Origin of the sequence: Micromonospora sp. WMMD1120, from assembly GCF_029626235.1 — a bacterium.
Taxonomy (GTDB): Bacteria; Actinomycetota; Actinomycetes; order Mycobacteriales; family Micromonosporaceae; genus Micromonospora.
Genome location: NZ_JARUBO010000005.1, coordinates 4,819,618 through 4,845,194, shown reverse-complemented (window position 1 = coordinate 4,845,194; position 25,577 = coordinate 4,819,618). Strand labels below are relative to the sequence as shown.

Below are 25,577 nucleotides of genomic sequence, written 5' to 3'. Positions count from 1 at the left end.
TCACCATGGAAACGGACGGCAGGGCTCGGCTGTTCACGATCCGGACCACGGATCGCGCGAACACTGCGGCCGTCCTGGCCGGGGCGGTGTTCGCCGTACTCCTGATGCTGACTTCGGCCCTCGCCAGCGCGGCGGAAGCGGCACCGGCGCCCTCGGCCGCCGCCGGGAAGTTCTATGTGGTCGGTGCGCCCGTCGACGGCCAGCGCGAGTTCCTCTTCGCCATCGCCGCACAGACCCTCGGCGACGGTAAGCGCTACCGCGAGATCTTCGATCTCAACCGGGGGCGGCCGCAGCCCGACGGCCGGGTCATGAACGACCCGACCATCGTCGAGCCCGGCTGGATCCTGCTCCTACCTGACGACGCCCGGGGCCCCGGTGTGCGCACCGGCCCGTTGCCGTCCGTCGCGCCGCCGAGCGACCTCCCGTCCGCCAGCGCGCCGGCAGCGACGGCCGGGGCCCAGCCGGAGGCCCACGACGGGGGGATCTCCCCGAGTCTGCTCGCGACGGTGGCCGGTCTGCTGCTGGCTGCGCTGGCCGTCCCGCTCCTGCTCCGGCGCAGCCGACGCGTTGCGGCGTCGATCGGTCCCACCGCCTCGGCCGCCGGTCCCGCGCGCGAGCCCACAACGGCGACGGCCGCCCCGGTCACCCCGTCCGCCACGACCGTCACCGCCACGCTGCCGCAGCACCCCGGGCCGTCCAGGCCGGAGCCGGTTTCGCAGCCGCCGGTCACCACCCGCCCATCCGCCGCTCCCGTGGCCTCCCTGCCGCCCGCCACCGCGGGCCCGGACACACCACCGCCCACCCCGCCCCGACTCCCCTTCACGGGCCCTCCCGACGCCCCGGCCGCTCCCCCGCCGGCCACCCCCCGCGCCACGCCGGCCACGGCCGTTCCACCCACCGGCGCGATCGGCGCGCCGCCCACCGGCGTTCCACCCACCGAAGCGGCCGCCGCGCCGGGCGCCGCCGCGCCGGACGCCGACCCGTTGACCGGGCCCGACCGCCACCCGCCGGCCACGGCACCGACCGGCCCGCCGGTGGTGCGCGTGCCGGAACCGCCGACAGCTCCGGCGCAGCGGCAGCTCTCCGTCCCGGTGGCACCGCGAGCCGCGCCACCCCGGGCCTCGGAGCCGCAGCCGCCCGCGCCGCAACCCGCCGCGCGGCCTGCGCCCACCCCACCGCAAACCGGTGTACGACCTCAGCCCGCGACGCAGCTCGCCGCCCCGCAACCGGTCAGCCCGCCGCCGGTAGCCGCACCTCGACCCGTCACCCCGTTGACGCCCACCACCCCGCCGCAGCGCGTGTCCGCGCCTCTCGCGTCCGCCCGCCCCACGCCGCTGCCCGCGCCCCGCCCGGCGGCGGACGACCCACCGGCCTCCACCGCCCGGCTGATCCCGGTCGAGTCGCCGCAGTCGACAGCCGAACCCACTCCGGACGACGACCGCGAGACCGTCGACCCGGCAGCGGCGACGCCCGCACCGGTGGTCACCGGGCTGCGACGCGCCATCGCGCTGCCCACCGGCGACCTGCAACGCGTCGCCGGCATCGGCTCGCTGGCGGCGACGGCGCCGGGCTGGTTCCCTCCCCTGGTCACCGACCTGGACACCGACTCGATCCCGATGACCGTACGACTGGTCGGCGCACGGCCGGCGCGCTGGGGCTCGGCGTACGGGTGGCTGGAGGAGGGATGGCATCCGCCACCGTCGACAGTTCCGGTGGTGCTCGGCGAGCACGACGGCCGCCGACTGTGGGTGGATCTGGCCGCCGCCCCCGACGTGCTCACCCTCGGCGGTGACCCGCACGCCTGCCAACGTCTGGGCGTACGCCTGCTCGCGCAGCTCGCCCCGACGGTGGACGTCGTCGTGGTCGACGACGCCCTGGGTGGGGAGCCGCTGCCCGAGCGGTGCCGCCGCCTGGGTTCCGTGGATGAGGTGGCGGGGCTGGACGCGGCGGCGTTGCGGGTGGTCTTCTGCCCCGGGACGTCGGCGGGCATCCTGTGGCGGAAGCGTCGGTCGTTCGCGGCGTCCGCCCACCGCACCGTTTCGGTGGTGGTCGGCGACGCCCCACCGGCGCGATGGTCCGTACGCGCGATGGCAGAAGGGCGGGCGAGTTGATGCGACAGCCCCGTACCCCGCAATCTCCGGCGGACGTGCTGACCCGGGACGACCGTCCCGCCGCGGTTCCCGGCGTCGCCGACCTGGTCCTGGTCCGCTCCGACGAGGGCGGACTGGCCCTGCCGGACGAGCCGGGCGTGGCACTCACCGTCGACGCGCTGGCCGATCTCGCCCGGGCCGCGGGCGCCGGCGAGCAGGACCTGCGGGTGCTCATGGACGATGGCGCCCGGCAGGCGACGCTGTTCAGCCGGCTGGCGGACGCGTTGGGTCGCGACGTTCTGGTGACCCCGGCGGGGGCGACGGTGCAGCCCACTCCGGCGGCCGGGGGTCGCACCGAGGCGATGCCGGTCAACCGGGCGAGCGGCGAGGTGGTCGACTGGGTGCTGGTGCAGCCGGCGTCACTGCGGACCGAGCTGCCGGGTTGGTACGAGCTGGCGGGCGGCCTGGTCCTACACCGGGGCGGGCTGGTCACCTTGGCGCTGCCGAACGGTCTGGAGTTCGCCGACCGGGAGGGTTACGTGGTGCGGCGGGCGGCGGCAGCCCGGTTGGGCGCCGCGCACCCGGATCTGGTCACCGTGGCGCTCGCCACACGCGGTGGCGGCTTCGTGCTGTCCACCTACCGGGGACGCAGCGGTGTGCACGGTGCCGACGAGGTCGCCGCGGCACTGTCCTCGATCCCGCTCTACGGCGGTGACCTGCGACTGTGGCTGCGCTGGCCGGTGGACACGGCCGAGCAGGGGTTGCTCGACGCCCAGGTGCGCGCGCTGGCCGAGGCGACCGGCGCGACGGTGTGGACCCCGCCGGTCGGCGCGGAGGCGGTGCTGCTGCGCGGCTGCCAGGACCTGGCCGCGCGGGACCGGTCGGGGCAGGCGGTGCCGTGGCGGCCGACCCGTCCCCGGTACGCGTCCGACGCGTCGATCTTCGACACCGACCTGGACGGGCGGCTCACGCCGGCCGACGGCGTGACGATCGCCTCGGCCGGCGAGGTCGCGTTGATGAGCATGTCGCAGCGGCGGGAGGTGGCGCTGCGCACCAGGTATCGGGAGTTGACCGCCGAGCCGGGCCTCACCCTGGTCGACCTGACCATCCTGGAGGACGGGCGGCTGGGGCTACGCCACGGTGACGGCAGCGTGCTGGCGGCGGGCACGGCGCAGCTGCGCCGGCTGTTGGAGATGTCCGGGTGGCGCGGCGGTGACCTGATGCTGCTCACTCCGGTGCCCCCGGAGCGGACCGACGGTCTGCACGAGCACCTGCGAGTGCTGGAGGACGAGCTGGGGGTCGAGGTGTGGACGCTCGCCCCCGGGGCGGTGATGTCCGTCCAGGACGGTCTGCCACGCGCGGTCGACGGGCAACGGCTCGCGGCGCGCTGGCAGCGGGCGGCCGGCGCGGGTGCGGACCCGGAGGGCGGCCGCTGGCGTAACGAGGACGGCTGGCTGATTCCGCTGCGGCAGCCGGTCACCGGACCGTCGCCCGACAGCGTCGTCGTGGCGCAACCGGCTGCGACGGCTCCGCAGACCGGCGGGCCGCTGCCGCCGCCCAGTCCGCGCCCGCCGCTGGCGGTGTCCGCGCGAGGCAGCCGACCGCACGGTGTGCGGTGGCTGACCGAACGCCCCGAGGTCAACGCGGCCCCGGTACGGCTGTGGCTGTCGTCGCTGTGGCCGGCGCAGCGGGTCGCGGTCGAGGGGGTGCCGTCGGCGAATCTCTATCTGGTCGCTCATCTGGCGGGCGGTCCACTGGCCCGGACCGCGCCGCAACGGCACCTGCTGTGCCTGCGGGTCGAGGCGGGTGGCGCCGTGGACCTCAGCCGAGTGGGTGCCGACCTGCCCGCCGATCTGCGCCACCAGGCCACCGAGGGCACGTTCCTGCTGCCGGCGGGTTGGCTGGACCTGGCCCGCCTGCAGCAGGGCTACCGGGTGAACGAGGCCGGGCATCCGCGCGATCCGGTCGACCTGCCCGGTCATCCGCTGACGCTGCGCTGCCGCGGCGCCCGGCACGGCGCCGACGGTATGCCGAACGAGGTGGTGTTCACACCGCGTGGCGGGCGCATGTGGGCGGTGGTGCCGGACCGGCCGGACACCGCGGGCACGTCCGACCTGCTGGTGCTGCTGGCCCGGCGTCCCGCCGTCCGGGACGGCCACCGGCTGGTCCGACTCCAGGTCGCGCCGAACCGCGCGGTGGACGTGGTGGCCAGCGCCGCCTCGCTGGCCGGGCTGACGTCGGTGCGGTCGCGACTGCCCGAGCTGGTCGCGGACGGGGTGACGATGCTGCTGCCCAGCCGTTACTACGACCGGACGACGGTGGACCAGGTGCTGCACGCGGAGGACGGCCGGTGGCGGCCCCGGGCCAAGGGCATCGAGCTGCCGCTGTCCAGCCTCATCGCGCCGGACCGCCGTTGACGGTGGCGGCTCCGGTGCCGAACGTCCCGGCCAGCACCGCCGTGGCCAGCTCCACCCGGGAGCGGTAACCGGTCCGGGCGAACAGGCGGCTCAGGCGGCCTTCGACGCTTTTCTCGCTGTTCTGCGTCGCGGCGGCCAGTTCCCGGTTGGACAGTCCGTCCGCGACGAGCACGGCGAGCAGCCGGTCGCCCTCGGCGACGGTCTCCGCGCGGCCGGCGACCGGAGCGTCATGTTCCCGGGCGAGCTGCCGGAGCCGGGACCGGTGCAGCAGCGCCCCGAGGCCGCCGAGGATCTGGTACGCCTCGGCGAGCGCCGTCGGGTCGTGCCCCACCCAACGGACCGCGCGTTCCAGCGTGCGCGCGAGCTCGTACGGCTGGTTCAACGCCCGTGCCCGCCGCACCGCCTCGGCCGCCGCGTCGGCGTCGCGGTCGACGATCATGCGGACGAGGGCCTCCGGGTACGCGGACAGCGACGCCTCGCGCGCGGCCCGCACGGTGCCCGCGTCATAGTGCTCGGCGGCCAACTCGGCGGCGAGCACCCACAGCTCCGCGGTGGCGAAGCGGTCGAGCGCGGCGCGCAGCACGCCGGACGCCGCTCGTGCGTCACCGAGGGCACGGTGCAGGTCGGCGCGGGCCGGTGCCAGCAGGTGCGCCGGTTGGTCAGCGGCGTCCAGCACGGCGCGGGCACGGTTGGGCCGACCCTGGGCCAGCAACACCTGGGCGGCGACGGCGGCGACCGGCGGGTCGGTTCCCGCCTGCCCGGCGGCCTCGGCGAGGACGGCCCCGTCGAGGGCAGCGGTCCATCGGCCGGCACGGAAGTCGAGCAGGCAACGGTCGGCCAGGGGCAGCGGCGCGGCGACACGGCTCGGTGTTCCGTCGCCGCTCTCGGCGTCCCTCTGCCGGGTGGTCCCGGCGAGCAGAGCCGCGGCCTCGGTGTGCTGTCCCGGAGTGAGGTCGTCGGCGTAGGCGGCCAGCACAGGCTCCAGGACGCGACCCACCTCGTCGCGCAGCCCGCGCCGCAGTGCGGCCGCCGCCCCGCTCAGGGCGGCCTCCACGTGGTCGGTCGCCGAGCCGCTCAGGTCGGCTGCGGCGGCCCACCAGCGTGCCGCGTCGGCCGGTGACCCGCCCGCTCCGGCGGCGGCCTCCCGCAGCAGCGCGACCGCCCGCGCCGGGTCGACCGACCCGCCCGCCTCGACGAGGCGGTCCGGTAGGTAGTGCGGGTCGGGCACGGCGGACGGGTCGTCGCACAGCGCCTCGACGGCGACCTGCGCGATCCGACGCCGCTCGTACGGGCCGTGTCCGGCGACGAGACCGAGCGCCAGAGCCGGTGTGGTCACGGTCCAGCAGCCCGACCGGGTGCGGACCACCCCTTCGGTCCGCGCCGTGGCGAGCTGTCGGCGTACCTGCTCGGGGGGCAGGTCGAGGGCACGCGCGATGAGCGCGGGCGCGGCCGGACCGAACGGTTGCAGCACGGCGAGGGCCCGCGCGACCGCGCGCGCCGATCGGCCGAGCCGGTGCACCGGTCGCAGGAGCTGGTGTCCGGGCGGGATGACCGGGACGGCGCTCGGGTCGCGCAGCCCGGCGCGCCCGTCGGCCAGCACGAGGTGCCCGGCGGCGCGGTAGCCGGTGAGGACCGCGTCGACGGCGGCGGGCACCCCGACGGCGTACCGGCGTACCGCGGCGGCCAGGTCCTGGTGCGGCGTGGCGCGCAGCAGCCGGGCGACGAGCGCGTCGGTGTCGTCGGGCGGCCGGGGACGCAGTGGCACGACCCGGGCGGCCAGACCGGGCCGTGGGCGCGGGACCGGCGCGCCACCACCGGTGCGGACGGCGGCCAGGCAGCGAATGGCGGGACCGGCCGGGTCGGCCAGGACGTCCCGGAGCACCCGCACCGACTCGGTGTCGGCCCACTGGGCGTCGTCGAGGACGAGCACCAGCCCGGCCCGGCGGCGCAGCAGGCCGGTGAGGGTGGCGGCGGGCGGCTCGACGGCCCGACCGGACGGGCCGGACGGGTTGAGCGCGGCGAGGACGCGTCCGACCAGGTACCACGGCTCGGCGCGATCCTCCGGCGCCAGCCGCAGCGCGAGCACGGGTGTGCCCTGCCGGGCGGCGGCGTCCGCGGCGAGCCGCAGCGCGTGGCTGCGGCCGACCCCGGCCGGCCCGGTGACCACTGTGAGCGCCGGCCCGCTGAGCAGGTCGACAGCGCTCATGCGTCGGCGCTGAAGTCGGCGGCGGTGAGCAGGCGCATGTCCGCGTCGGTGAGTCGGTCGGACGCGGCGAGCCGGGACGCCTGCCGATCGGCCATCCGTTCGAAGACCTTCCGGGCGGTACGGCCGTTGCCGAACGTCCCCGTCTTGGGGATGGCCTCGAAGTGGTCCAGCAGCAGCGCCGTGGCCTCCTCGTCCAGGTGGTAGTCGTGGCGGCGGCACTGCTCCTCGACGATCGTCACCAGCTCGGCGGCGCTGTAGCTGAGGAACTCGATGGTCCGGCTGAACCGTGACTCGAGCCCCGGGTTGGTGTCCAGGAAGCGCTGCATCTCGGCGGAGTAGCCGGCGGCGATGACGACGATGTCGTCGCGGTGGTCCTCCATGAGCTTGACCAGGGTGTCGATCGCCTCCCGGCCGAAGTCGGGGCCGGTGCCGCCCCGGCCGGTGCTGAGGGTGTACGCCTCGTCGATGAACAGCACGCCACCGAGCGCCCGGTTGAACGCCTCGGTGGTCTTGATCGCGGTGCCGCCGATGATCTGGGCGACGAGGTCGGCACGGGCCACCTCGACGAGGTGCCCGGACCGCAGCACGCGCAGGTCGGCGAGGATCGCGCCGTAGAGCCGGGCGACGGTGGTCTTGCCGGTGCCGGGCGGCCCGGCGAAGACGAGGTGCCGGGCCATCGGCGGGGCGCTGAGCCCGGCCTCCCTGCGGCGCTGTGACATCTTGTTGAGATTGATCAGCGACGACACCTCGTGCTTGACGCTGGACAGGCCGACCAGGTCGTGCAGCTCGGTGAGCGGGTCACTGGCCCGGCGGATCTCGGCACGGTCCGGTGGCGGAGCGTCGGCGTACGCGGAGGCGGTGCCGGCGGCGCTCGTGCCGTACGCGTCCGGGGCGGCGTTGCGGGCGCTGGTCAGCCCGTCCACCGTCAGCTCGCCCGGCACCAGCTGGCGCAGCCCCGACCCGCGGTTGTCGCGTACCGCGCAGCCGGTCAGGCGTACCGGCTCGGCGGTGGCGATGGTGACGCCGTTGCCGGCGTTGCCGTCGAACTCCGAGTCGGCGAGCAGGCCGGTGCCGCCGGCGCCCACCAGGCACCCGTCGGCCCGGCTCTCGCGCACCCGGCACTGCGTGAGCGACACCTCGGCGCCGGCGCCGGCCTCGACCCCGGCGTCGCCGCAGCCGGCGATGTCGACGTCGGTGCAGGTCAGGACGGCGTTCGCGACGTGGAGGCCGACGCCCGTCGCACCGCGCAGGCTCAGCCCGGTGACCGTGGTGCGGGCCGCGTCGGCGACGGCGAGGCCGTGGCCGCCGGGACGGTCCAAGGTGATGTTCTCCAGTGTGCCGCGGGCGCCACCGGTGACCACGACGGCCGTGCCGTTGCAACCGGACACCTGGAGGCGACGGAAGAACGGGTCGGCGCCCCCCTCGATCCGCACCGCCACGTCGGCCCCGCCCTCCACCTCGAGCTCACTGAACTCGGGTGTGGAGCGTTCGTCCACGCTGACCGCCGCCGCGCCCGCCCCGAGGACCGCGCACCGCTCGACCACACCGGCGGCCTGCCCGACGAAGCGCAGGCCGTGCCGGCCGGGAGAGCGCACCGTCGTCCGGGTCAGCCGCGGCGCGCACCGGCTGCTGACGAACACTCCGTCGTGCCCGATTCCGGCGATCGTGCTGTCCTCGACGGACACCGCCCCGCTGGTGGCCAGGTACGCCCCGATGCCGTCGCCGCCGCTGACGGTCAGCCGGCGGATCACCGCGGCGGCCTGTTGCTCCACCGCGAGGGCCGGCTTGGCCGCGCCGATGATCTCGCAGTCCTCGAGGTCGATGGACGCGCGCCCGTTGAGGCACACGCCGTTGCCACCGGCGCCCTGCACGGTGCTGGCCCGCATCCGCAGAACGCCGCTCTCGCCGACCACCACCCCTGAGGTGCCGAGCTGGACGAGACGGCAGTCGTCGAGGACGCTGCCGGTCGCGGCGGTTACCACCACTCCGGCGCCGGCCTGGTTGGTGACCCGGCTGCCGCGCATGGTGAGGGCGGCGCGGCCGAGGACGAAGACGGTCGCCCACGCGCTCGCTGTCAACTCGCACTCGGTCATCGCGAGCTGCCCGGCCTCGAAGGCCACGGCCGGGCTGGCCGCGTCGAGCGCCTCGATGGTCAGCGCGTTGAGCGCCGCGGACTCGGCGGTCAGCACGACCGCAGGACCACTGGCCGCGGTTATCTTCACGGTGCCCGGGCCCTCTTCGGCGGCCACGGTGACGACCTTGTCGAGCACCAGGTTCTCCGGGTAGTGGCCCGGCGTCACCATGATGAGCGCGCCGGGCTCCGCCCGCTGCAACGCCTCGCGGATGCTGCGGCAGGATCCTGGTGCGGTCCGGGAGACGACGATCCTCTTGCTCTTCACGCCGGGTGGTACCTCCATCGTCAGCCGGTCAGGACGCCGCACCGAGAACGTCCGTCTGCACTGTCGCCGCGGCCAACTCCACCCGGGAGCGCAGGCCGGTGCGGGCGAACAGTCGGGTCAGGTGGTTCTCGATGGTCTTCTCGCTGAGCCGGAGGCGGGCGGCGATCTGCCGGTTGGTGCGTCCGCCCCGCAGCAGCTCGATGATCTGCACCTCGACCGCGCTGAAAGCGGGTCGGGCGCCGCGCGCCTGCGGCGGTGCCATCCCCCGCTGACGCAGTGCCCCGGCGACCACCGACCGGGCCACCGGCGCGCCGAGCGTCCGGGCCACCGCGTGCGCCTCCAGCAGCCACGGACCCGCGTCCTCGGCGGTGCGACCGAGCGCGAGGGTGGCGTACCACAGGTCGAGGCGGTGACCGCGCGTCCGGGCCTGGCCCGCGCCCTGCGCGGCAGCCGTCGGGTCGCCGTCGGTGAGCGCCCGGATCAGCGCCGCCGCCTCGCTGGTGAACAGTGGCCCGTCGTCGGCGCGAAGGGCGCGCAGCCGGTCGGCCGCCGGGTCGACGCCGAACCGGGCCGCGAGGTCGGCGATCCGGACGAGCAGGTACTCGACGCCGATCGGGCTGCCGTACGCCCGCTGGGCGTCGTAGGCTCGCCAGCCGGCGGCGATCCGCCCGACCGCGTCCGTCGCGTCGCGCGGCTCGCCGCCGGGGCCGTTCGTGACCCACCAGCGCAGCGCGGCGTACGGTGGCTCGGCCGGCACCGACCGCACCCACTCGGCGGCTGCCTCGGTCTGGCCGCTCAGCGCCAGCACCTCGGCCGCCCACAGCCGGGCCAGGCGTGGCACGACCTGGTCCGGTGCTCCGGTGAGGTTCGCCTCCCGGGCGGCGGACAGCACACCGGCGAGGTCGCCGCGACAGCGGTGCTCGTGCAGCCGGTGGTACGCGGCGGCCGCACCGTCGACCGGCGGACCGTACCGGGCGTCGCCCAGCACCAGCCGTAACACCTCGACCACGTCGCCGAGGCCCCCGGCACGCAGCAGCGGGTCGGCCGCCGGACCACCGGTGAGCGCCCGCCGGACGACCGCGACCTCGTGCGCCGCCAGCAGCGCGGCGGTCGGGGCCGGAGCTACCGCCGGCTCGGCGGTCGCGGCCGCAGCTGCCGCCGGCCAGGCGTCCCCGAACGCCACCGTCGCGTCCGGGCCGGCGAAGGCGGCACGCACCCGCTGCGGCAGCGGGTCGCCGGTGTGCAGGGCGGCGAGCAACGCGGCGGCGGCCAGGTCGGCGCGGTCCGCCGCCGGGACACCACGGGCGACGATCCGGTCCACCTCGGCGGCGAGCCGGCTGAACTGACCCGTGCGGACCAACAGCCGCAGCAGCCGCGCCTGGATGTCGCCAGCCGTGTCCCCGTCGTCGCAGTGGCGCAGCGCGGCGGTCAGCCAGTGCGCCGCCCGGCCCGGCTCCCGTTCGGCCGCGCGCACCGCGGTGGACAACAACGTGACAGCGGTACGCCGGTCCGGTGGCATGGCGGTGCCGGCCGATGTGACGTGGTCGGCGAGCCGAAGCCGGTCCCCGGCCTCACCCGCGCCGGCGCGGCGCAACAGGGCGGCGGCACAGGCGCGGTGCAGCCGGGCCACCGCCCGCGGCCCGGCGTCACGGACGAGACGGGCGGCGAGGGCGGGGCTCTGTGGCCGGATGTCGCCGAGCCGGTCGGCGACCAGCACCCCGGCGGACACCAGTTCGTCGAGGATCGCGCCGTACCCGTCCGGGTCGCCGAGCGTCGCGGCGGCGAACAGCGGCAGGTCGGCCAGGCCGAATCGGGCCACCGACGCCATCGTGGCCAGGCGGACGGCGGGGGTGCCGTACCCGTACAGGCGGGCGGTCAGGGGGTGGCCGGGCGGCAACGGGATCGGCTCGTGCGGGTCCCGCAGGCACAGGTGCCCGCCGGCGACGGTGAGCCGGTCGTCCTGACGCAGCGCCTCGACGGTCGCCACGACGGTCGCCGGGTGCCCGGCGAGCGGGCCGAGCGCCTGCGCCAGCGTGGTGACGAGCGCGTTGTCGACAGGCGTGCCGTGTCGGCGGTCGAGCAGGTCCCGTACCGCCGGGGTCGCAAGCGCTGGCAGTTCGATGACCACCTCGGCCATCGCGTCGAGGCGACCGGCGGCGGGCGCGTCCGGTTCGGTGGCGGCCACGACCAGGACGCCCGGCCGGGTGGCGGCGTCGAGCGCGAGCGCGCGGCCGGGCGCGCCGCCGGCGTCGTCGGTGATCAGGACGGCCCGGCCGTGGCTGCCGATCCGGTGAAAAAGCGTCGCGGCCTCCCGGGCCAGCGCCGCGGTCCGACCCGTCGACCGGTCGGCGGGCGACGCGCACAGCGCGCCGAGGTCTGCCACGGGTACGGCCAAACTGGGCTCGCCCAGCAGCTCGTAGTGCTGCCGGACGGTGTGCAGTAGCGCCTCGAAGCCGCCCTCGGAGCTCTCGCCCGGCTCGGCCGGCGGCAACCACAGCACCACGGCGCCCTCGTCCCGCCAGGCGTCGGCGGCGGCCCGCAGCAGCGCCGTTCGACCGCTTCCGGCGACGCCACGAACCAGCGCGAGCCGTCCGCTACCGGAGGTGTCGCGTCCGGCGGCGGCCAGGGCGCCGAGTTCCGCCTGCCGGCCCACCACCGGATGTCGTCTCGACATGTCCCGTCCCTCTCAGCGGATGGCGGCGGCCGGACGGGACACCACGGGGTCGGGGACGTCCGCTACGCCCAGGGTCAGGAAGATGTCGCCGACGGCGGCCAGGGAGCGCAGGTAACGTTCGTCGTCGTCGGTGCACAACCACAGCACCGACGAGGCGGGGTCGCCCGGGTGCCGCGCGTCGACGAGGACCGTCGGCGCGGTGCCGTGCGGCGCGAACGCGGCGGCCAGCCGTTGCCGGATCCGGGTGAGTGACCCTTCCGCATGCCGGATCCGGGCCGTACGGCGGTGCTGCGGCGGCAGCCCGGTGTACCCGGGAATCAGTTCGGCGAGTAGGTCCTCCGGATGCTCCGCCGACACGTCCTGACGGCCACCGGCCCAGATCATGCGGATGGTCATGACTCTCCAACGAGGACGGTGTCGCCCGGGTTCACGCCGTCGGCGAGCAAGGCGAGGGCGGCCAGATCGGCGTGGTCGGGCAGCACCGCCGCGATGATCTCCAGCAGGCGTCGGGCCTCCCCCGACACGTCGGCCGGCTCGTCGTCGTGCCACCAGTAGTGGTGGTTGCCGACCCAGGCCGGCGCGGCGGCCGCGCCGGCGCCGCGCAGCGCGTGCACCAGCCGGATCTGGGCCTGCAGGACGCCGAGGTTGAGGCTCGTCCGGGCCACCGAGGCGCGCAGCGCGTCGGCGGTCGTCGCGGTGCTGCCGACCATCCGTGCGAGCGCCGACCGGTAGGCGGAGACCAGCCCGGCGAGCGCGCCGTGGTCGCCCGGCCCGAGCGCCGCCTCGACAGTGGCGGAGACGGTCCGCTCGCCGGACGCCCGCAGGTGCCGGGCCACGGCCCGCAGGTCCGTCCAGGTGTCGCGGGTGTCGGACAGGCGCAATGTCACACCGTTGTCGTCCGGGGCGGCGGTCACCGCCCCCGGGTTGGCCAGCCGTGGGGTGAGCCCGGCGAGGTCCACCGGTGCGGCCGTACCCAGGGTCAGCGTGAGGCCGGGCGCATCGGGGCCGGGCAGGACGTCTGCGATCCGGTACGGGATCGGGTCGTCGCCGGCCGCTGCCCGGTCGTGCAGGGTGGCCCGTACCGCCTCGAGGTCGACCACCGGCCCGGCGGTCGGCAGCTCCGAACGCCAGGTCGCCCGGGGAGAAACGCTGCCGCGTACGTCGTGGCCGAGCGGCGCGTCCACCACCGCACGAGCGGTCGAGGAGGATTCCGGAGCGGCCCGGCCGGGCGCGACGGTGGCGTCGGGGCCGATCACGAGGGTACGCGCGGCGACGGGCGATTCCAGCCGGGAGTCGGTGAAGGGCTCCGGGTGCGCGAAGACCCGTTCGCCGGGTGCCCGGCCGGGGTCGGCCCACAGCACCCGCCCGTCGGCGAGGGTGTGCGCGAGGAACATGTGGTGCACCGTCTGGTTCGGTCGGTGCACCAGCACGACGGCGGTCGCGCCGGGGCGGTCGCGCAGGTCGGCCTCGACCGTGTCCCAGTCGGTCACCGGCGTCCAGTCGGTCTGCCCGGTCAGCCAGGACCGGGCCGTCTCCGCCTCCTGTGTGTGACGCGGGCGCAGCGCGTGCAACGCCGGCGTGGCGGCCGGATAGAGCCGGGTGACCATCCGCTCTGCCAATGCCAGACACTCCGCCAGAGACAACAGACCGGCGCGCACCGACGCCGCCTGCCCAGCCTCGGCCACCTCGTCGACCGTCCGCCGGAAAGCCGACTCGTCCAGCCTGCTGGTTGGGGTGGCCGGGACCGGTGCGCTCGGCGGGGCGGCCTGCACCGGTACGATCGGCGGGGCCGCCTGGGCTGACGTGCTCGGCCGGCCGGACGGCCCGGGGTCGATGCGGCTACCCATCTCCATGCCCTGCACGGGGTCGACGACTGTCGGCGCGAACCGGGCCGGCGGCTGGTAGGTGGTGTCCGGTCGCACGGTTGTCACCGCGAACAGCCCTCCGTCCCGGTCGATCAGCAGCCGGTAGCCCGGATCTCCTGGCGGATAGATCACCAGGGTCGCGTCGTAGCGCATGAGGTGGTACTGGGCCCGCCGTTCGCTGTTGCGTTCGCCCACGTTGCTGGTTTCGCCCTCGTACCCCCGGCCGGCGCCGAAGCCGCCGTACCCGGAGCCACCCGGGCCGGTGCGGACGTTGCCGCTCGTGCCACGCAGCGTCACTCCGCCGCCCACCGAGGAGCTGGTGCTCGTGGAGACCTCGTAGCTGGGTTTGGTGTCCCGCTGCCGGTAGTTGCGGCCCTTGTGGGTGTAGCCGCGGGGCCGCACCGTGCCGTCCGGGGCGAGGTCCACGTTGAACGACGCGCCACGGAGGTCCAGACCCAGCCGGACGCCGGTGTTCCCGACCTGGTAGCGGTGTTCGAGCAGTTCGTCGAACCGGCGGTTGAGCTGCCGGTCCGAGGTGTGGTGGGCGACAGTGCGCTCCAGCGAGCTGAGGTGGTCCTTGCGGGCGATCCGCGGCGGATGGTTCTCGTCGAACGTGCTCGGCCACCTCCGCAGCGGTTCGGTGACCAGCTTGACCCAGGTGTGGGCGGCACGGGCGATCGGGCGCACCGACTGCGGGGTGAAGGTGGGATCGGCCAGCACCGCCGCGTTGAGGGCTGGCGGGGTCGGATGCGGCCCACGCTCGACCCGGACCGCGGGCACGGCCGCCGGCCGGGACGGACCGGCCGGCGCCCAACTGCCGTCCACCGGCCCGGTCGCGGCCGAGAGGGCGTTCGCGATCGTCAGGTACGCGGGAACGACGAGCCGCGCGTCGCCGGTGATGCCGGTGATCGTGGTGGTGCGTTCCCACCATGCGGCCCGGCCCACCACCGGCGCGTCGGCCGACCAGCGGCTCCACCAGCCGGCGTCCCGCAACACCAGCCCTTCCAGTGCGCGGTAGAGGTTGGCGCCGGTGGTGGTCAGGAACCGGAGGAGTTCCGGCAGTTCGGTGGTGAGGCCGATGTCGACCCGGAAGGTGATGGGCTGGGTGAACTCGTGCGACTGCTTGATGCCGAGCCGCATGATGTCCTTGGTCTCGTCGGCCAGGCCGCTGCCCACGCCGGTGATGTGCTGCCACTCGGCCCGGAACTCGCCGGCCAGGTCTGCCTTCGAGGCGATCTCGCCACGGGCCCGGGCCCGACCGCCCACGTGCAGGATGCCCGAGTGCGCGGTATCGGTCGAGTGCGCCGTCACCGCCTCGCTGCGTTCGGTCAGGGCGACGTCGTCACGGGGCAGGTCCGCGGTCGGCGCCTGTAGGTCGCCGGTCACCTGGACGAGTAGGAACCGGATCTTCCCGTCGGTAACGACCGGCTGCCAGACCCGCAGGCCCGTGCCGGTCAGGGTGGCGGACTGCCCGTCCAGGGCTGCGGGCCGCAACCGGGCGGTGAGCGCGCGGACCAGGAGCGTGGGGGGCAGGTCGACCGGGTCGGCGCGGCGCGGTAGCAGCTTCCAGACCGACAGCGCGCGGGTGACGGCGGGCAGCACGGCGCGGGCGGCGAGCCGTTCCGGGTGCGACCAGGCCCGGACCGGCTCCGGGTCGACCGGGCGACGGGCCGGTGGGCTGGCCGGCGTGACGGTGCTGGCGCCGGGCAGTCCGAGGGCCGCCGCGAGGCGGTCCGGTGTGATGAAGTCCTTGCCGAGGTTGACGCGCAGGTAGCGGACGGCCCGGGTGACCTCGCCCTGCTCACCGTCCCACCGCTCCGCAGTGATCTTGAAGACGAGGTTGCTGCGGTGGTGCTGGGTGAGCCCACCGTAGGTGGCCCGGGTGATGTCGATGTACCCGGACTCGTCGGACATGCCGTCCTCGCGGGACCACCGGTAGCCACCGGACGGGCCGACGGCGAGGCGACCGAGACCGCCCTCGCCCGCGGTGTCGCCACCGGGCAGCGGACCGCCGCTGCCGATGCCGCCGATCTGCCGGCGGGTCGGGCCGGACGGGTCGGACGGAGCCACCTGGTCCGTCGGGTCGTCGGCCTTGCCGGAGCCGCCGAGCGGGAAGACCGGACCGGTGGAGATGCCGAATCCGGCGCTCCTGCCGGTGTCGTGCGACCACTTGTGCCCGGCGCTGAACTGCTGGTAGTGCTCGATCTCGACGTTCGAGGGCGGCCGGATCTGTGTGGGGTCGAACGCGCGCATCTGCACCCGTACGGCCTGGTGGTGCCCGCCCTCGTCGGGTAGCGCGATCAGCCAGCCGTAGCCGTCGGTCAGCTCGGCGAGATGACCGGCGACCTGGCTGGCGATGCCCAGACCCCACATCGGACGCGGCCAGTTCAGCGGCTCCGCGAACCACCGGCGACCCAGGTTGTTGAGCTGCGCGTACATGTATGCGGCCTGAGCGGCGACCTCGGGCAGTCCGGGCAGGAAGGGGAACACCCCGGCCGCGGACTCCTTCTCGTACGGGATGGGGTTGGCCTGGTCCCACTCGCGGAAGGTCACGATGGCCACCCGGCCGGCGAGGTCCTGCTCATCCGCTGTGACAGTTCGGTCCAGCCGGTGCTCGTCGGGCAGCACGGTACGCAGCGCGGTCACGTCCGGCTCATCCGGCTCGGTCGGCTCGTCGCCGATCAGGTACGTCACCCGCGGTCCCGCCGCATGGTCCCAGGTCACCGCACGGCGCAGCACGACCTCGTAGATCGTCCGGTACCGATATTCGGTCACGTCCCCCGTCGTCTCGGTACGCCGGTAGTGCTTGACCGCCCCGTCGTACGCGTCGGACTGGGACCACTCCCACTCGCCCTGCAGCTCGGCCCGCCCCAGTTGGAGTTTCCACTCCTGCAGCGGCAGTGGGACCAGCAGACCACCACCGAAGCCGCCGCCCACACCGCTGGAGGTGCCGACCGAGCCCTCCACCGAACTGCCCTGCAACGCGCGCAGGTTGACGTCCATCGAATAGGCGCTCGTGTCACGCAACTCCTCCACGTACGCGAGAACGAGCACGTCGTACGGGACACCGTCGATGATCACCTGGAACGGGTCGCCGGTCTGGAACCGGCTCGGGTCCGCCTCCATGGCGTCACGCCCGATGTGGATCTCCAGGTCCTCGATGACGTCGACCGGCAGCTCGTCGCGGTGCGACAGGGCGAGCAGCCCCTCGGTGGCGGTGTCGAGCACCACCTCCGCGCCGGGCAACGACAGGGGCGCGCTCGGGCCCAACCCGCGCCGGGTGGCCAGGGCCAGAGGCTCGCCGGGCACGGGTGTCGCCGGGAAACGACCCCGCATCTGCGGCGTCTCGACGGTCGGCATCAGCCGTCGGGTCTTCGGGTCGACGACCCGACCACCCGTGAGGACCTCGACGGCCCGCGGCCCGAGACGGTTACGAATCTCCTCCTCGTCGACACGTCGCCCGATCCGCCGAGCCGCCGGCGGCACCGCCACGATCGGACCGTCCATGGGGGCACCGAGCAAGGCCTGCTCGTACGCGCCGCGCTGCTCCTGCCAGACACCCACCTCCCCGGGCATCCCGAGCAGCACCACCGGCCGCACCTCCCCGGAACTGAGCTGGGTCACCAGGACCGCCTCGAACTGCTGGCGGTAGCGCGTCTGCGCGTCGGTGCGCTTGAACACCGTGTGGTTGAGCACGCTCTCGCCGAGTTCGACGCCGGCATCGCGACCGACGCTGCCGCCCAACTCGCCGCTGACAGTGCCCTGCCACCTGTTGTCCTTGGGCAGCTTCTCGCCCGTCTTGGGCAGCGCACGGGCGATGTGGCTGATGCCGTACGACGCCACCTCGCCGGCGAGCGCGACGTGCCGGCTGCCGTCGGTGCTGGTACCGGCCTCCGCGATGACGCCGAGGTCGTCGCGGACCGCCACGTCCGGGGTGTCACCGAGGTGTTGCAAACTCATCGGCTGAAGCATCAGGTGCAGCGACATGGTCGTGCTGCCGTGGTGCAGGCCGGTGGCGCGGTCCGAGCCGTTCAACAGGCGTCGGTCGCGGTTGAGCGCGGTCCGCTCGTTGAGCAGTTGCGCCACGCCCTGGCGGGCGAAGTCGGCGGCCGCGGCCGCGCCAAGGCTCTCCCGCAGGGCCCGGTGCCAGCTGGCGATCAACTGTTCGGTGGCCAGAGCGTTGAACACCCGGTCGGCGTACGAGGTGCGGGGTGGTGAGCCGTCGGTGGAAGCGGCGGCGCGGGCCGGGCGGTACTGCCCGTTCGCCGGATCGGTGTACGGCGTGGGGAACTGGATGAGCAGCAGGTCGTCGGAGGCGGGCCGGGTCGCCGTGGTGGCCCAGAGCCGGCCGTCGATGTACACCTTGAAGGCGAGACCGGCCTGGAACGGGGTGGAGTCGGTGACGAACATCTGACGACCGGCGAGCACCTTGCGACCCTCGGAGCTGCCGTGCTCGCGGTGGCTGCCGAAGGTGATGTCCGGCAGTTGAAAGATCACCCGGGTGAGGTGCCGGCTGATCCCCCCGAGCGCGGTGTCCCAGCTGGAGACGCCGCCGGACGGCCGCTCGCTGTCAGTGGTCCAGCCGCGGGACGTGGAGCCGAAACTGACCTTGTAGACCTTGGCGTCCTGCTCGGGTGCGGGCGGGGCGGGGCGGGGCGCCCGGGGCACCGGGAGGATCCACACCAGATGGTCGCCGGCACTGAGGTGGATACCGCCGGTGAGACGCTCGTCCCAGTGTTCCAGGTACTGCTCGTAGGCGGCGTCGGCCGGACCGGTGCCGCGTTCCGGCGCTTCCAACGCCCGGGTGATCTCCCGCCGCACCTCGGCCCGGATCGCCCCCGCGTCGACGGCCGGCACGCCGGGCAGGACGGGCAGGCTGGCGACGAGGCTCCTCGCGATCTGCGCGGCGGAACCGACACGGGCGCTGGCCGGTCGCCCGGCGGCCAGGACGGTGAACTGACCGAGCGCCCCGTCCTGGAGATACCACGGCACCGTCGCCCCCCGCGTCGCGACCGGCGACGGCAGCGTCTCGGTTGGCCGCTCGCCGATGGACCGCCCGTCCGGGTCGAGCGCCAGGACTGTGACATCGGGCGTGCGCAGCATCTCCCGGAGGACGCTGGGCGCGGGCCGTCCCAGCAGCCCGGCGTGGGTGGGATCGACGACCCGCAGGACCGGGGCGTCGCCGGTGTCGTCGGACCACAGCCAGAAGACGCGGTCGCGGTCGGGCACGTGCACCAGGGCCATCGCGCCGGGCGCGTTCCGCAGCGCGGTGAGCATGCCCGGTACGTTGGTCAACGGGCGCACCGTGCCTCCGAGCAACTGCTGGAGTTCCGGCAGGGTGAGCCGCGCGACGTCCGGCGATCGGCGGCTGTCCACCACGTTCGCCGCGCGGCCGTGCATCGCGACAAACGCCCCGTACGCACGGGCCACGTCGTGTTGCAGCACCATCTGGGGCCGCTGCGCCTCGACCGTACGCACCCAGTCACGCAATCGGTCCGGATCCCGCCCGGTGTGTCGACCGGGCAGGGTCAGTGCGGCCGCCACGGCGTCCGAGCCGGTCCCGTGGCGCGTCTCCAGCAGGCCCAGCACGCCGGGCTCGGCGGGTGATCGCGACGCCAGGGCCAGCGCATTCATTTCGACGGTGTCGGGTGTCGGCTGTGTCTGGGGGCGGCCGTCCGCGTCGAGCAGCAGGGCACGAACCCCGTGCCCGGTCAACGCCTGCTCCCAGCGGGTGTTCGGCGGACCGGTGAACGCCTCGTCGGCGAGCAGGCCCGCGCGTTGCGTGTCGATCACCCGCAGCGCCGGCGTCCCGTCCCGGACATCGGACCACAGCCAGAAGACGTGACCACGGTCCGGCCCGGCGTCCGGCGCGAGCACCAGGTCGTTCGCGGGCAGGTGGATCAGCGCCATCGCCCCCGGGGTGGCACGCAGCCCGTCGACGAGAGCTGACCAGTCCTCCAACGGCCGCAGCGAGCCGTCCAACAGCTCCTGAAGATCCCGCACCGTCATCGACTCCGGCGCCGCGACGACCCGGTTGTCCACCACGTTCGCGCTGCGGCCGTGCAGGGCGACGAACGCCGCGTACGCCCGCACCACACAGTCGATCTCGCCCAGCGTCACCTCCGCGCCGGGCCGGTCCGGCTCCACAGCGGCCACCCACTGCCGCAGCCGTCCGGGATCACGGCCACCGGCACGGCCCAGACCGGGCAACGCCCGACCGACGAGCTCTCCGGCTGACAGTCGGGGCCGTCCGGTGCCCTCCGGATCGCCGATCGCTCCGGGCTCGGCGGGAGATCGCCGCGCCGGCGTCAGCGCGTCGACGGTGCTGTCCCCGTCGCTGTCCGACGAGTCGTCTGCCGGGTCGGTCCGCCCCCCGGCCGCTCCCCACTGCGCCGCCGCGTCCGCCTGCGCGCTGTCCGCGAAGTCGGTGACCTCGACACCCGGGATGGCGCGCAGCAGCTCCAGCAGACCGGGCGGATCCTCGATCTCGGTGGGCCGGATTCCGGGGGCGTCCGCGGAGTTGATGACCTCGTCCAGGTCGAGCGAGTTCGCCGGTGTGGTCATGGCCGAGCGTCCCTGCCGGGCCGCCAGCTCCGCCCGCCACTGGGTCAGTAGGTCCGTGACCTGGGCAGTCGACCCGTTGTCGAGGACGGTGAGGGTGTGCCCCTCACCTCTGAGGAAGTGGAACAGCGAGAAGATCTCGTCGGCGGTGATCGACCAGCGGCGTTGGAGCCGGTCCGCCCACTCGACGGCCACGTCACGTACCCGGGCGGCCCGGTCGACACGCGGCGCGGGGGGCGCGGTGGGTGCCGCGTCCGGCTGCGGGGCGTCCGGCAGAGACTGCGCCAGCACCGACACCGTACGCGGGTCCATTCCCAGGTCGGCGGCCACATCGGCGAGCACCGCCGGGTGCAGGTACGCGCTGGCCGCGAGCCGGATGATGTCGGTGGGCACCCGGCCGGTCGTCCGGTAGATCTGCCAGAGCGACTCCGGCAACGGCCGTGTCGGTCGGTCCCCGCCCGGTACCGGATCGACCCGGGCCCCCGGTCGGGCCCACGCGACGGCAAGTGGCGGGCCGGTCGCCGGGTCCGTCAGCAGGGCGCGTACCGGCGCGTACCGGTCCTCCGCGGGGGCGGGGTCGTTGAGCGCCGCCAGTCCGTCGGCCGAGGTGAACACGGCGGGGTCGACGCCGAGTTCGGCGACAAGCGCGAACAGCAGCAGCGGGTCCGCCACCCCGAGTCGCGCCGCGTGCGCCGCCAGGTCCAGCGGCACCCGGCCGACCCGCGTGCCGACGAGTGCCACCCACATCGCCGGCACGCCGAGTTCGGCTGCCAGGACGATGGACGGCTCCTGAACGTCCATCAGGGCGATGAGCGACACCTCAAGCTCGTCGAACTCCACCAGCGCCTCGCGCGGGACCGGGTCGCCCGTGCCCCAGGCCCGGGGCAGACCCATGCTCAGCGCCACGGCCGTCGGGCTGTCGAACAGCAGGGTGTCCGCCGGCGGGCCGGCAAACCGCCCCTGTGTCGCGCGGGCCAACACGAACGCGGTCACCGCGCTGTCCCGGTCGTTCAGGTGGTCCTCGAGCTGCGCGGCGTACTCCGCGTGCCGGTCGTCGTCAGCAAGGGCAGCGCGGTCCAGGAAGCCGAAGACGGCCGGGTCGAGGTACCAGCGTGCGGCGTATTCCAGCAGGCGTCCGAGCGGGACGCCGTGCCGGTTGGCCGGGTCCAGCAGCTCGACAGGGGTCCGCTCCAGCTCGTCGGCGACCAGGCGGTGAACGGTCCATGGCGGCTGACCGGCGGCCCGGGCGAGCGCCAGAACCGCACCGTGGTCCAGCCACGGCCGCGCCTGGTGGTCCAGGGCGAAGGTGGACGCGTCGAACCGCGGATCGGCGAACCGCCCGGCCCAGTACGTCCCCAGCCACGCCTCACCGGAGCGCTGCCCCTGCACGGCGCTGCCGTGCGCATCCGCCAACGCGTTGGCGAGACGTTCGTCCAGCTCCAGCGCGCTCAGGTCGTCCGGCCGCTGGAAGAACGGCTGGTCCTGCAGGATCGCCTCGAACGTCCTCCCGACCGACTCGACCGCGCCGGCCAGCTCGGCGACGGCGGGGTGCGGTGTGCCATCCGCTTCACGAAGCTCAGGGCGCTGCCGCAGGTTGGCGGCGACGGCCGCGGACAGCAGCCGGGCGTACCGGGCGTCGGCGGTGAGGACCGCGAGGAGCAGCCCGGGCAGGGTACGGGACAGCCGGGCGTGCGGCTCCAGGGTCAGATTTCGCACCGCCTGATCCCGGTCCGCCCACGCCGCGCGCAACTCCGGCGTCGGCCGGGCCTGGGCGTTTAGGAGTTGGATGATCGCGCGTTCCAGCCGGTCGCGCGCAACCACGGCATTGCGCAGCGGATTCCGGCTGCCGGGGGCCGCCGCCTCCACGGCCCGATGCATGCCGGTGATCTGCCGCAGCCCGGCCATCCAGCGGCCGAGCAGGCCACCGAGGTCACCGAGAGCGCCGATCCGGTCGGCGGGCAGGTCGTTGTCGAACCGCTGCGTCGCCTCGCTGAGCTGTCTGCCCCGATTGTGCAGGACGTCGGTGTGGGACTCGGGCACCTCCGCGCGCCCCAACTGGGCCAGCGCCGTGGTCAGGACCGCCGGGGTCACCACCGCGCCCCACGCGCCGAGGACACCCCGCGCCGTCTGCCGGAACATCCACGGCACGCGCAACGCCTCGTCGTGCAGCGGCGACCGGCGGGCCGCGTACGTCCGGAGCGTCGCGGCGACGTCCAGAACGTTCTGGTGGTCCGGGTCGGACGCGGGCAGTTCGCTGCGCAGCAGCGGCGCGGTGAACGGGTGCAGGTAGCGCGGGTCGGTGCCGATGACACGGGCCGCGACGAGCACCGTGTCCGGCGACAGGTTCAGCCGGTGCGCGATGCGAAGCAGGTCCACCGGCATCCGGCCGGAGGCCACCGCGACCTGGACGACGTCGAGGAAGCGGTTCAGCTCCGGCGAACCGGCCCGGTAGCCGAGGGCTGTCGCCCCGCGCAGGTCGCCCCACGGCCGGTTCAGTAGTGCGCGGGCGGTTGCCCGGAACTCCTCAGCGACGGTGTCAGTGCTGGTCAGCGAGTCCACCCACTCGGTCAGCTCGGCGTCGCTGAACTCGGTACGCGGCAGGCCGCTCAGCAACGCCTCGGATGGGCGGGTCAGGTCCTCGGCGAGCAGCCGCAGGGTGAGTTCGACCCGTTGTAGCGGCACGTCGACGAGGAACTCGTGGGCCAGCAGCACGACGTGCGGCGACGGCAGCAGGAAGGAGAGCTGACCGGGGTGGAAGCCGAGCCGACCGGCCAGGGTCAACTGACGGGTGAGGCCGGCGGGGTTGTCGTGCGGCAGGTAGCCACTGCGGCGCAAATTCTCCCGGACGGCCTCGGCCCGCCCCGCCGCCGGAGCGCTGCTCGAACCAGGCACGTCCAGGTCCGGCAGCACGGCATCCCGGACCTCCGGCGCGATCACCGCCAGGTGACCGGGTAGCACGCCCAGCGCCATCGCCAGGTCCTCGACCTGGTCACGGTCGTCGAGGCCGAGCGCCTCGGCGGCCCGGTCGGGCAGGGTGTCGATGTCGTGCCGCAGCCAGGCCACCGCCACCGCCGCGGCGAGCAGGGTGTCCGGTAGCGCGGTAAGCAGGTCGAACGGCACGCCGTAGGCGACGAAGTCGAGGAGCGGCGGTAGGGCGTCGGCGGCGAGGCCCAACCGACCGGCGATGTCCGCGATCGCCACCACGTCGTCGTCGGTGATCCGACCGTACGGGTCGAGACTGCCGCGCAGCTCCGGCACGGTGACCTCGTCGAGCCGTCCGAGACGGCTGGCGAACACGGTGAGCGCCTGCGGGTCGACGCCGATGTCGACGGCGAGGGTCAGCAACGATCGTGGGGCGACGCCGATCCGGTCGGCCAGGGCGGCGACGTCGTCGGGCGCGTGGCCGATCGCCCGGACCCAGCTGAGTAGCCGCGCGGTGGGCACGTCCGGGGCGAGCGTGGTGAGCGCGTCCCACCGGGGCCGGTCGACGTCGACGGCCGGGTCGTCGCGCAGCGCGGCCCAGTTCGCGTCGCCGACCCCCTCCGGTGTCGGGCCGAGGGTGCGCGACGGCCCCGCGTACCCCGGTGGGCCCTCGTACGGCACCAGGCCGTCCAGACCCGGCCCGACGAAATGGCCACGCAGGTCGGCGACGGCGGTGACGTCGAGCAGCAGCTCCACCGGAGCATCAACCCGCACGGCCCGGACCACCAGGCGGTAGTGGTCACCGATCTGCACGAACCCGAGGGGTACGGCGTCGGTGAACGCCCTGGCCCGGGGCTCCCCGGACGGGGTACGCGTCGCGCCGACCGTCACCGCGCCGGTGCGCAGCTGGTCGGGCGTGACCGGGAACGGGACGCCGGTCGGCTCCGGCATCCCGGACGGCGGCAGCGGCAGCAACGGGACGGTCCGCTGGAACTGCTCGGTGAGCGTCACGATTCGCTGCCACTCGCGCGTGGTGCTGCCGACGCGGTGCAGGGTCACTGTGACATCGACCCGGCTGGCGAGATGGTCGACGACAAGGTCGTAGCCGCTCGCACGGCGGCCGGTCAGCCGCAACTCGAAGCGGTGGGCCCGCGGGCCGGCCCGGTCCGACCGCAACACCAGGCCCCCGCCGCCGAGCAACCGGGGCAGGTGACGGTGTACCGACGGCAACGTCAGGAGCGCGCTCAGGTTCACCTGGTGGCCGTCGAGCGTCCAGCGGTACCGGCCGAGACCGCCGTCGTGGGCGTCGAGCAGCTCCGACGCCACCGCGCGGACCGGTTCCCCGCCGTCCCGACCGGTCAGTCCCCGCGGCCGTCCGATCTCCTCGACGTCCCGGTCACCCGGCAGCTCCGGCTCGCGACCCGCGGTCGGGGTCAGCGCCAGGTAGCCGCCACCACTGCGCGCGAGGAACGCCTCGGGCCGGCCGGGATCGCCGTACGCCCGCAGCGCCCCGTCCTCGCCGACCACGACGAGCCGGAGCCGGAGGCCCTCGGCAAGACGGCCGGGGTCGGTCGTCCCCCAGCGCTGCGCCACCGGGCCGGGTTCCTGGTCGCGGCCCGTCGCGGCGTGCACCGCCTGAACGAGGTCACGCGGCCGGTCGCCGAGGGGTTGCAGGCCGAACAACGCCGCGTGGTCCGATCCCGCGAGGTCGGCATCCGCCGCCGACGTCGGCGCCGTCGAAACGGCCGGCGCCGGCACGTCGGCGGTGGTGGCGACGAAACGAACCCGTGACGGTACGGGCGGTACAGTCGCCGGAGCGTTCGTCTGGCCGTCCAGGAAGAACACGCCGTGCTCGTCACGTACCACGTTGACGGCGTGGGCCAGCGACCCCGCGGCGTCGTTGACCACCAGGACACCGCGCGAGCCCGGTGGAGACGCGCGCATCGCGTCGATGACGGCCTGGTATCCGTCGGCTTCCTGAACGGGCCGCCCCGCGTAGAAGCTCAGCACACCCACCTCGGTGGCGACGGATGCGGGCGCCTCGAACCGGTCCCGCCCACCGAAGCGCACCAACAGATCGGTGACGATCGCCGCGAATACGCAGTTCAGCAGCGCCCGCTCCGGATTGGCCCGGTCCAGATACGGAAAGCGTGCGCGCATCTGTTCCACGGTGAGCGGATCACCGACCGGCACCCAGCCGCTGCGATCGACGGGCACGGCGCCGGCGACGTCGGCGGCGGTCGGTGCGGTGCCGCTGGACTCGTCCGGCACGGGTGACGGCGTCGAAGTCGCGTCGGTACGCGGCCGGGCGGGGCGCGGCGGCGGGTACGCGAACACGACCCCACCCACGTCGCCGCCGCTGTCGCGTGCGGGTGTCGCCGGTACAGGGCCGCTGACGTGCGGTGTCACGGTCAGGCCGGTGGTGGCGGTCGGAGCGTGCTGT

Annotated in this window: 7 protein-coding genes; 2 read left to right on the top strand and 5 right to left on the bottom strand. The window is 74.7% G+C overall.

Annotated elements, in window-relative coordinates:
• Positions 1 to 5: 5 nt before the first annotated feature.
• The gene (locus O7634_RS22220; protein WP_278152050.1) at positions 6 to 2,111 is read left to right on the top strand and encodes a hypothetical protein; all 2,106 of its coding nucleotides are present in this window, start codon (positions 6 to 8) and stop codon (positions 2,109 to 2,111) included.
• A complete protein-coding gene (locus O7634_RS22215; RefSeq protein ID WP_278152049.1) occupies positions 2,111 to 4,507 on the top strand; it encodes a hypothetical protein in 2,397 nt (798 codons plus the stop codon). Before O7634_RS22220 ends, O7634_RS22215 begins: the two co-directional genes overlap by 1 nt.
• Here O7634_RS22215 and O7634_RS22210 read toward each other — a convergent pair.
• Genes O7634_RS22210 through O7634_RS22190 form a run of 5 tightly spaced genes read right to left on the bottom strand, consistent with a single transcriptional unit; the run spans position 4,485 to position 25,471 of the window.
• Positions 4,485 to 6,713, bottom strand: a complete 2,229-nt coding sequence (locus O7634_RS22210; RefSeq protein ID WP_278152048.1) for an AAA family ATPase — start codon at positions 6,711 to 6,713, stop codon at positions 4,485 to 4,487. The genes O7634_RS22215 and O7634_RS22210 overlap by 23 nt on opposite strands.
• Positions 6,710 to 9,112, bottom strand: a complete 2,403-nt coding sequence (locus O7634_RS22205; protein ID WP_278152047.1) for a right-handed parallel beta-helix repeat-containing protein — start codon at positions 9,110 to 9,112, stop codon at positions 6,710 to 6,712. The genes O7634_RS22210 and O7634_RS22205 overlap by 4 nt, the downstream gene beginning before the upstream one ends.
• A 28-nt stretch (positions 9,113 to 9,140) precedes the next feature.
• Positions 9,141 to 11,786 carry a LuxR C-terminal-related transcriptional regulator gene (locus O7634_RS22200; RefSeq protein WP_278152046.1) on the bottom strand — a complete coding sequence of 882 codons (2,646 nt, stop codon included), beginning with the start codon at positions 11,784 to 11,786 and terminating at the stop codon, positions 9,141 to 9,143.
• 12 nt (positions 11,787 to 11,798) lie between these two features.
• Positions 11,799 to 12,182, bottom strand: a complete 384-nt coding sequence (locus O7634_RS22195) for a hypothetical protein (protein ID WP_278152045.1) — start codon at positions 12,180 to 12,182, stop codon at positions 11,799 to 11,801.
• Complete coding sequence (locus tag O7634_RS22190) at positions 12,179 to 25,471, bottom strand: toxin glutamine deamidase domain-containing protein (RefSeq protein ID WP_278152044.1); 13,293 nt, start codon at positions 25,469 to 25,471, stop codon at positions 12,179 to 12,181. The genes O7634_RS22195 and O7634_RS22190 overlap by 4 nt, the downstream gene beginning before the upstream one ends.
• Positions 25,472 to 25,577 lie beyond the last annotated feature (106 nt).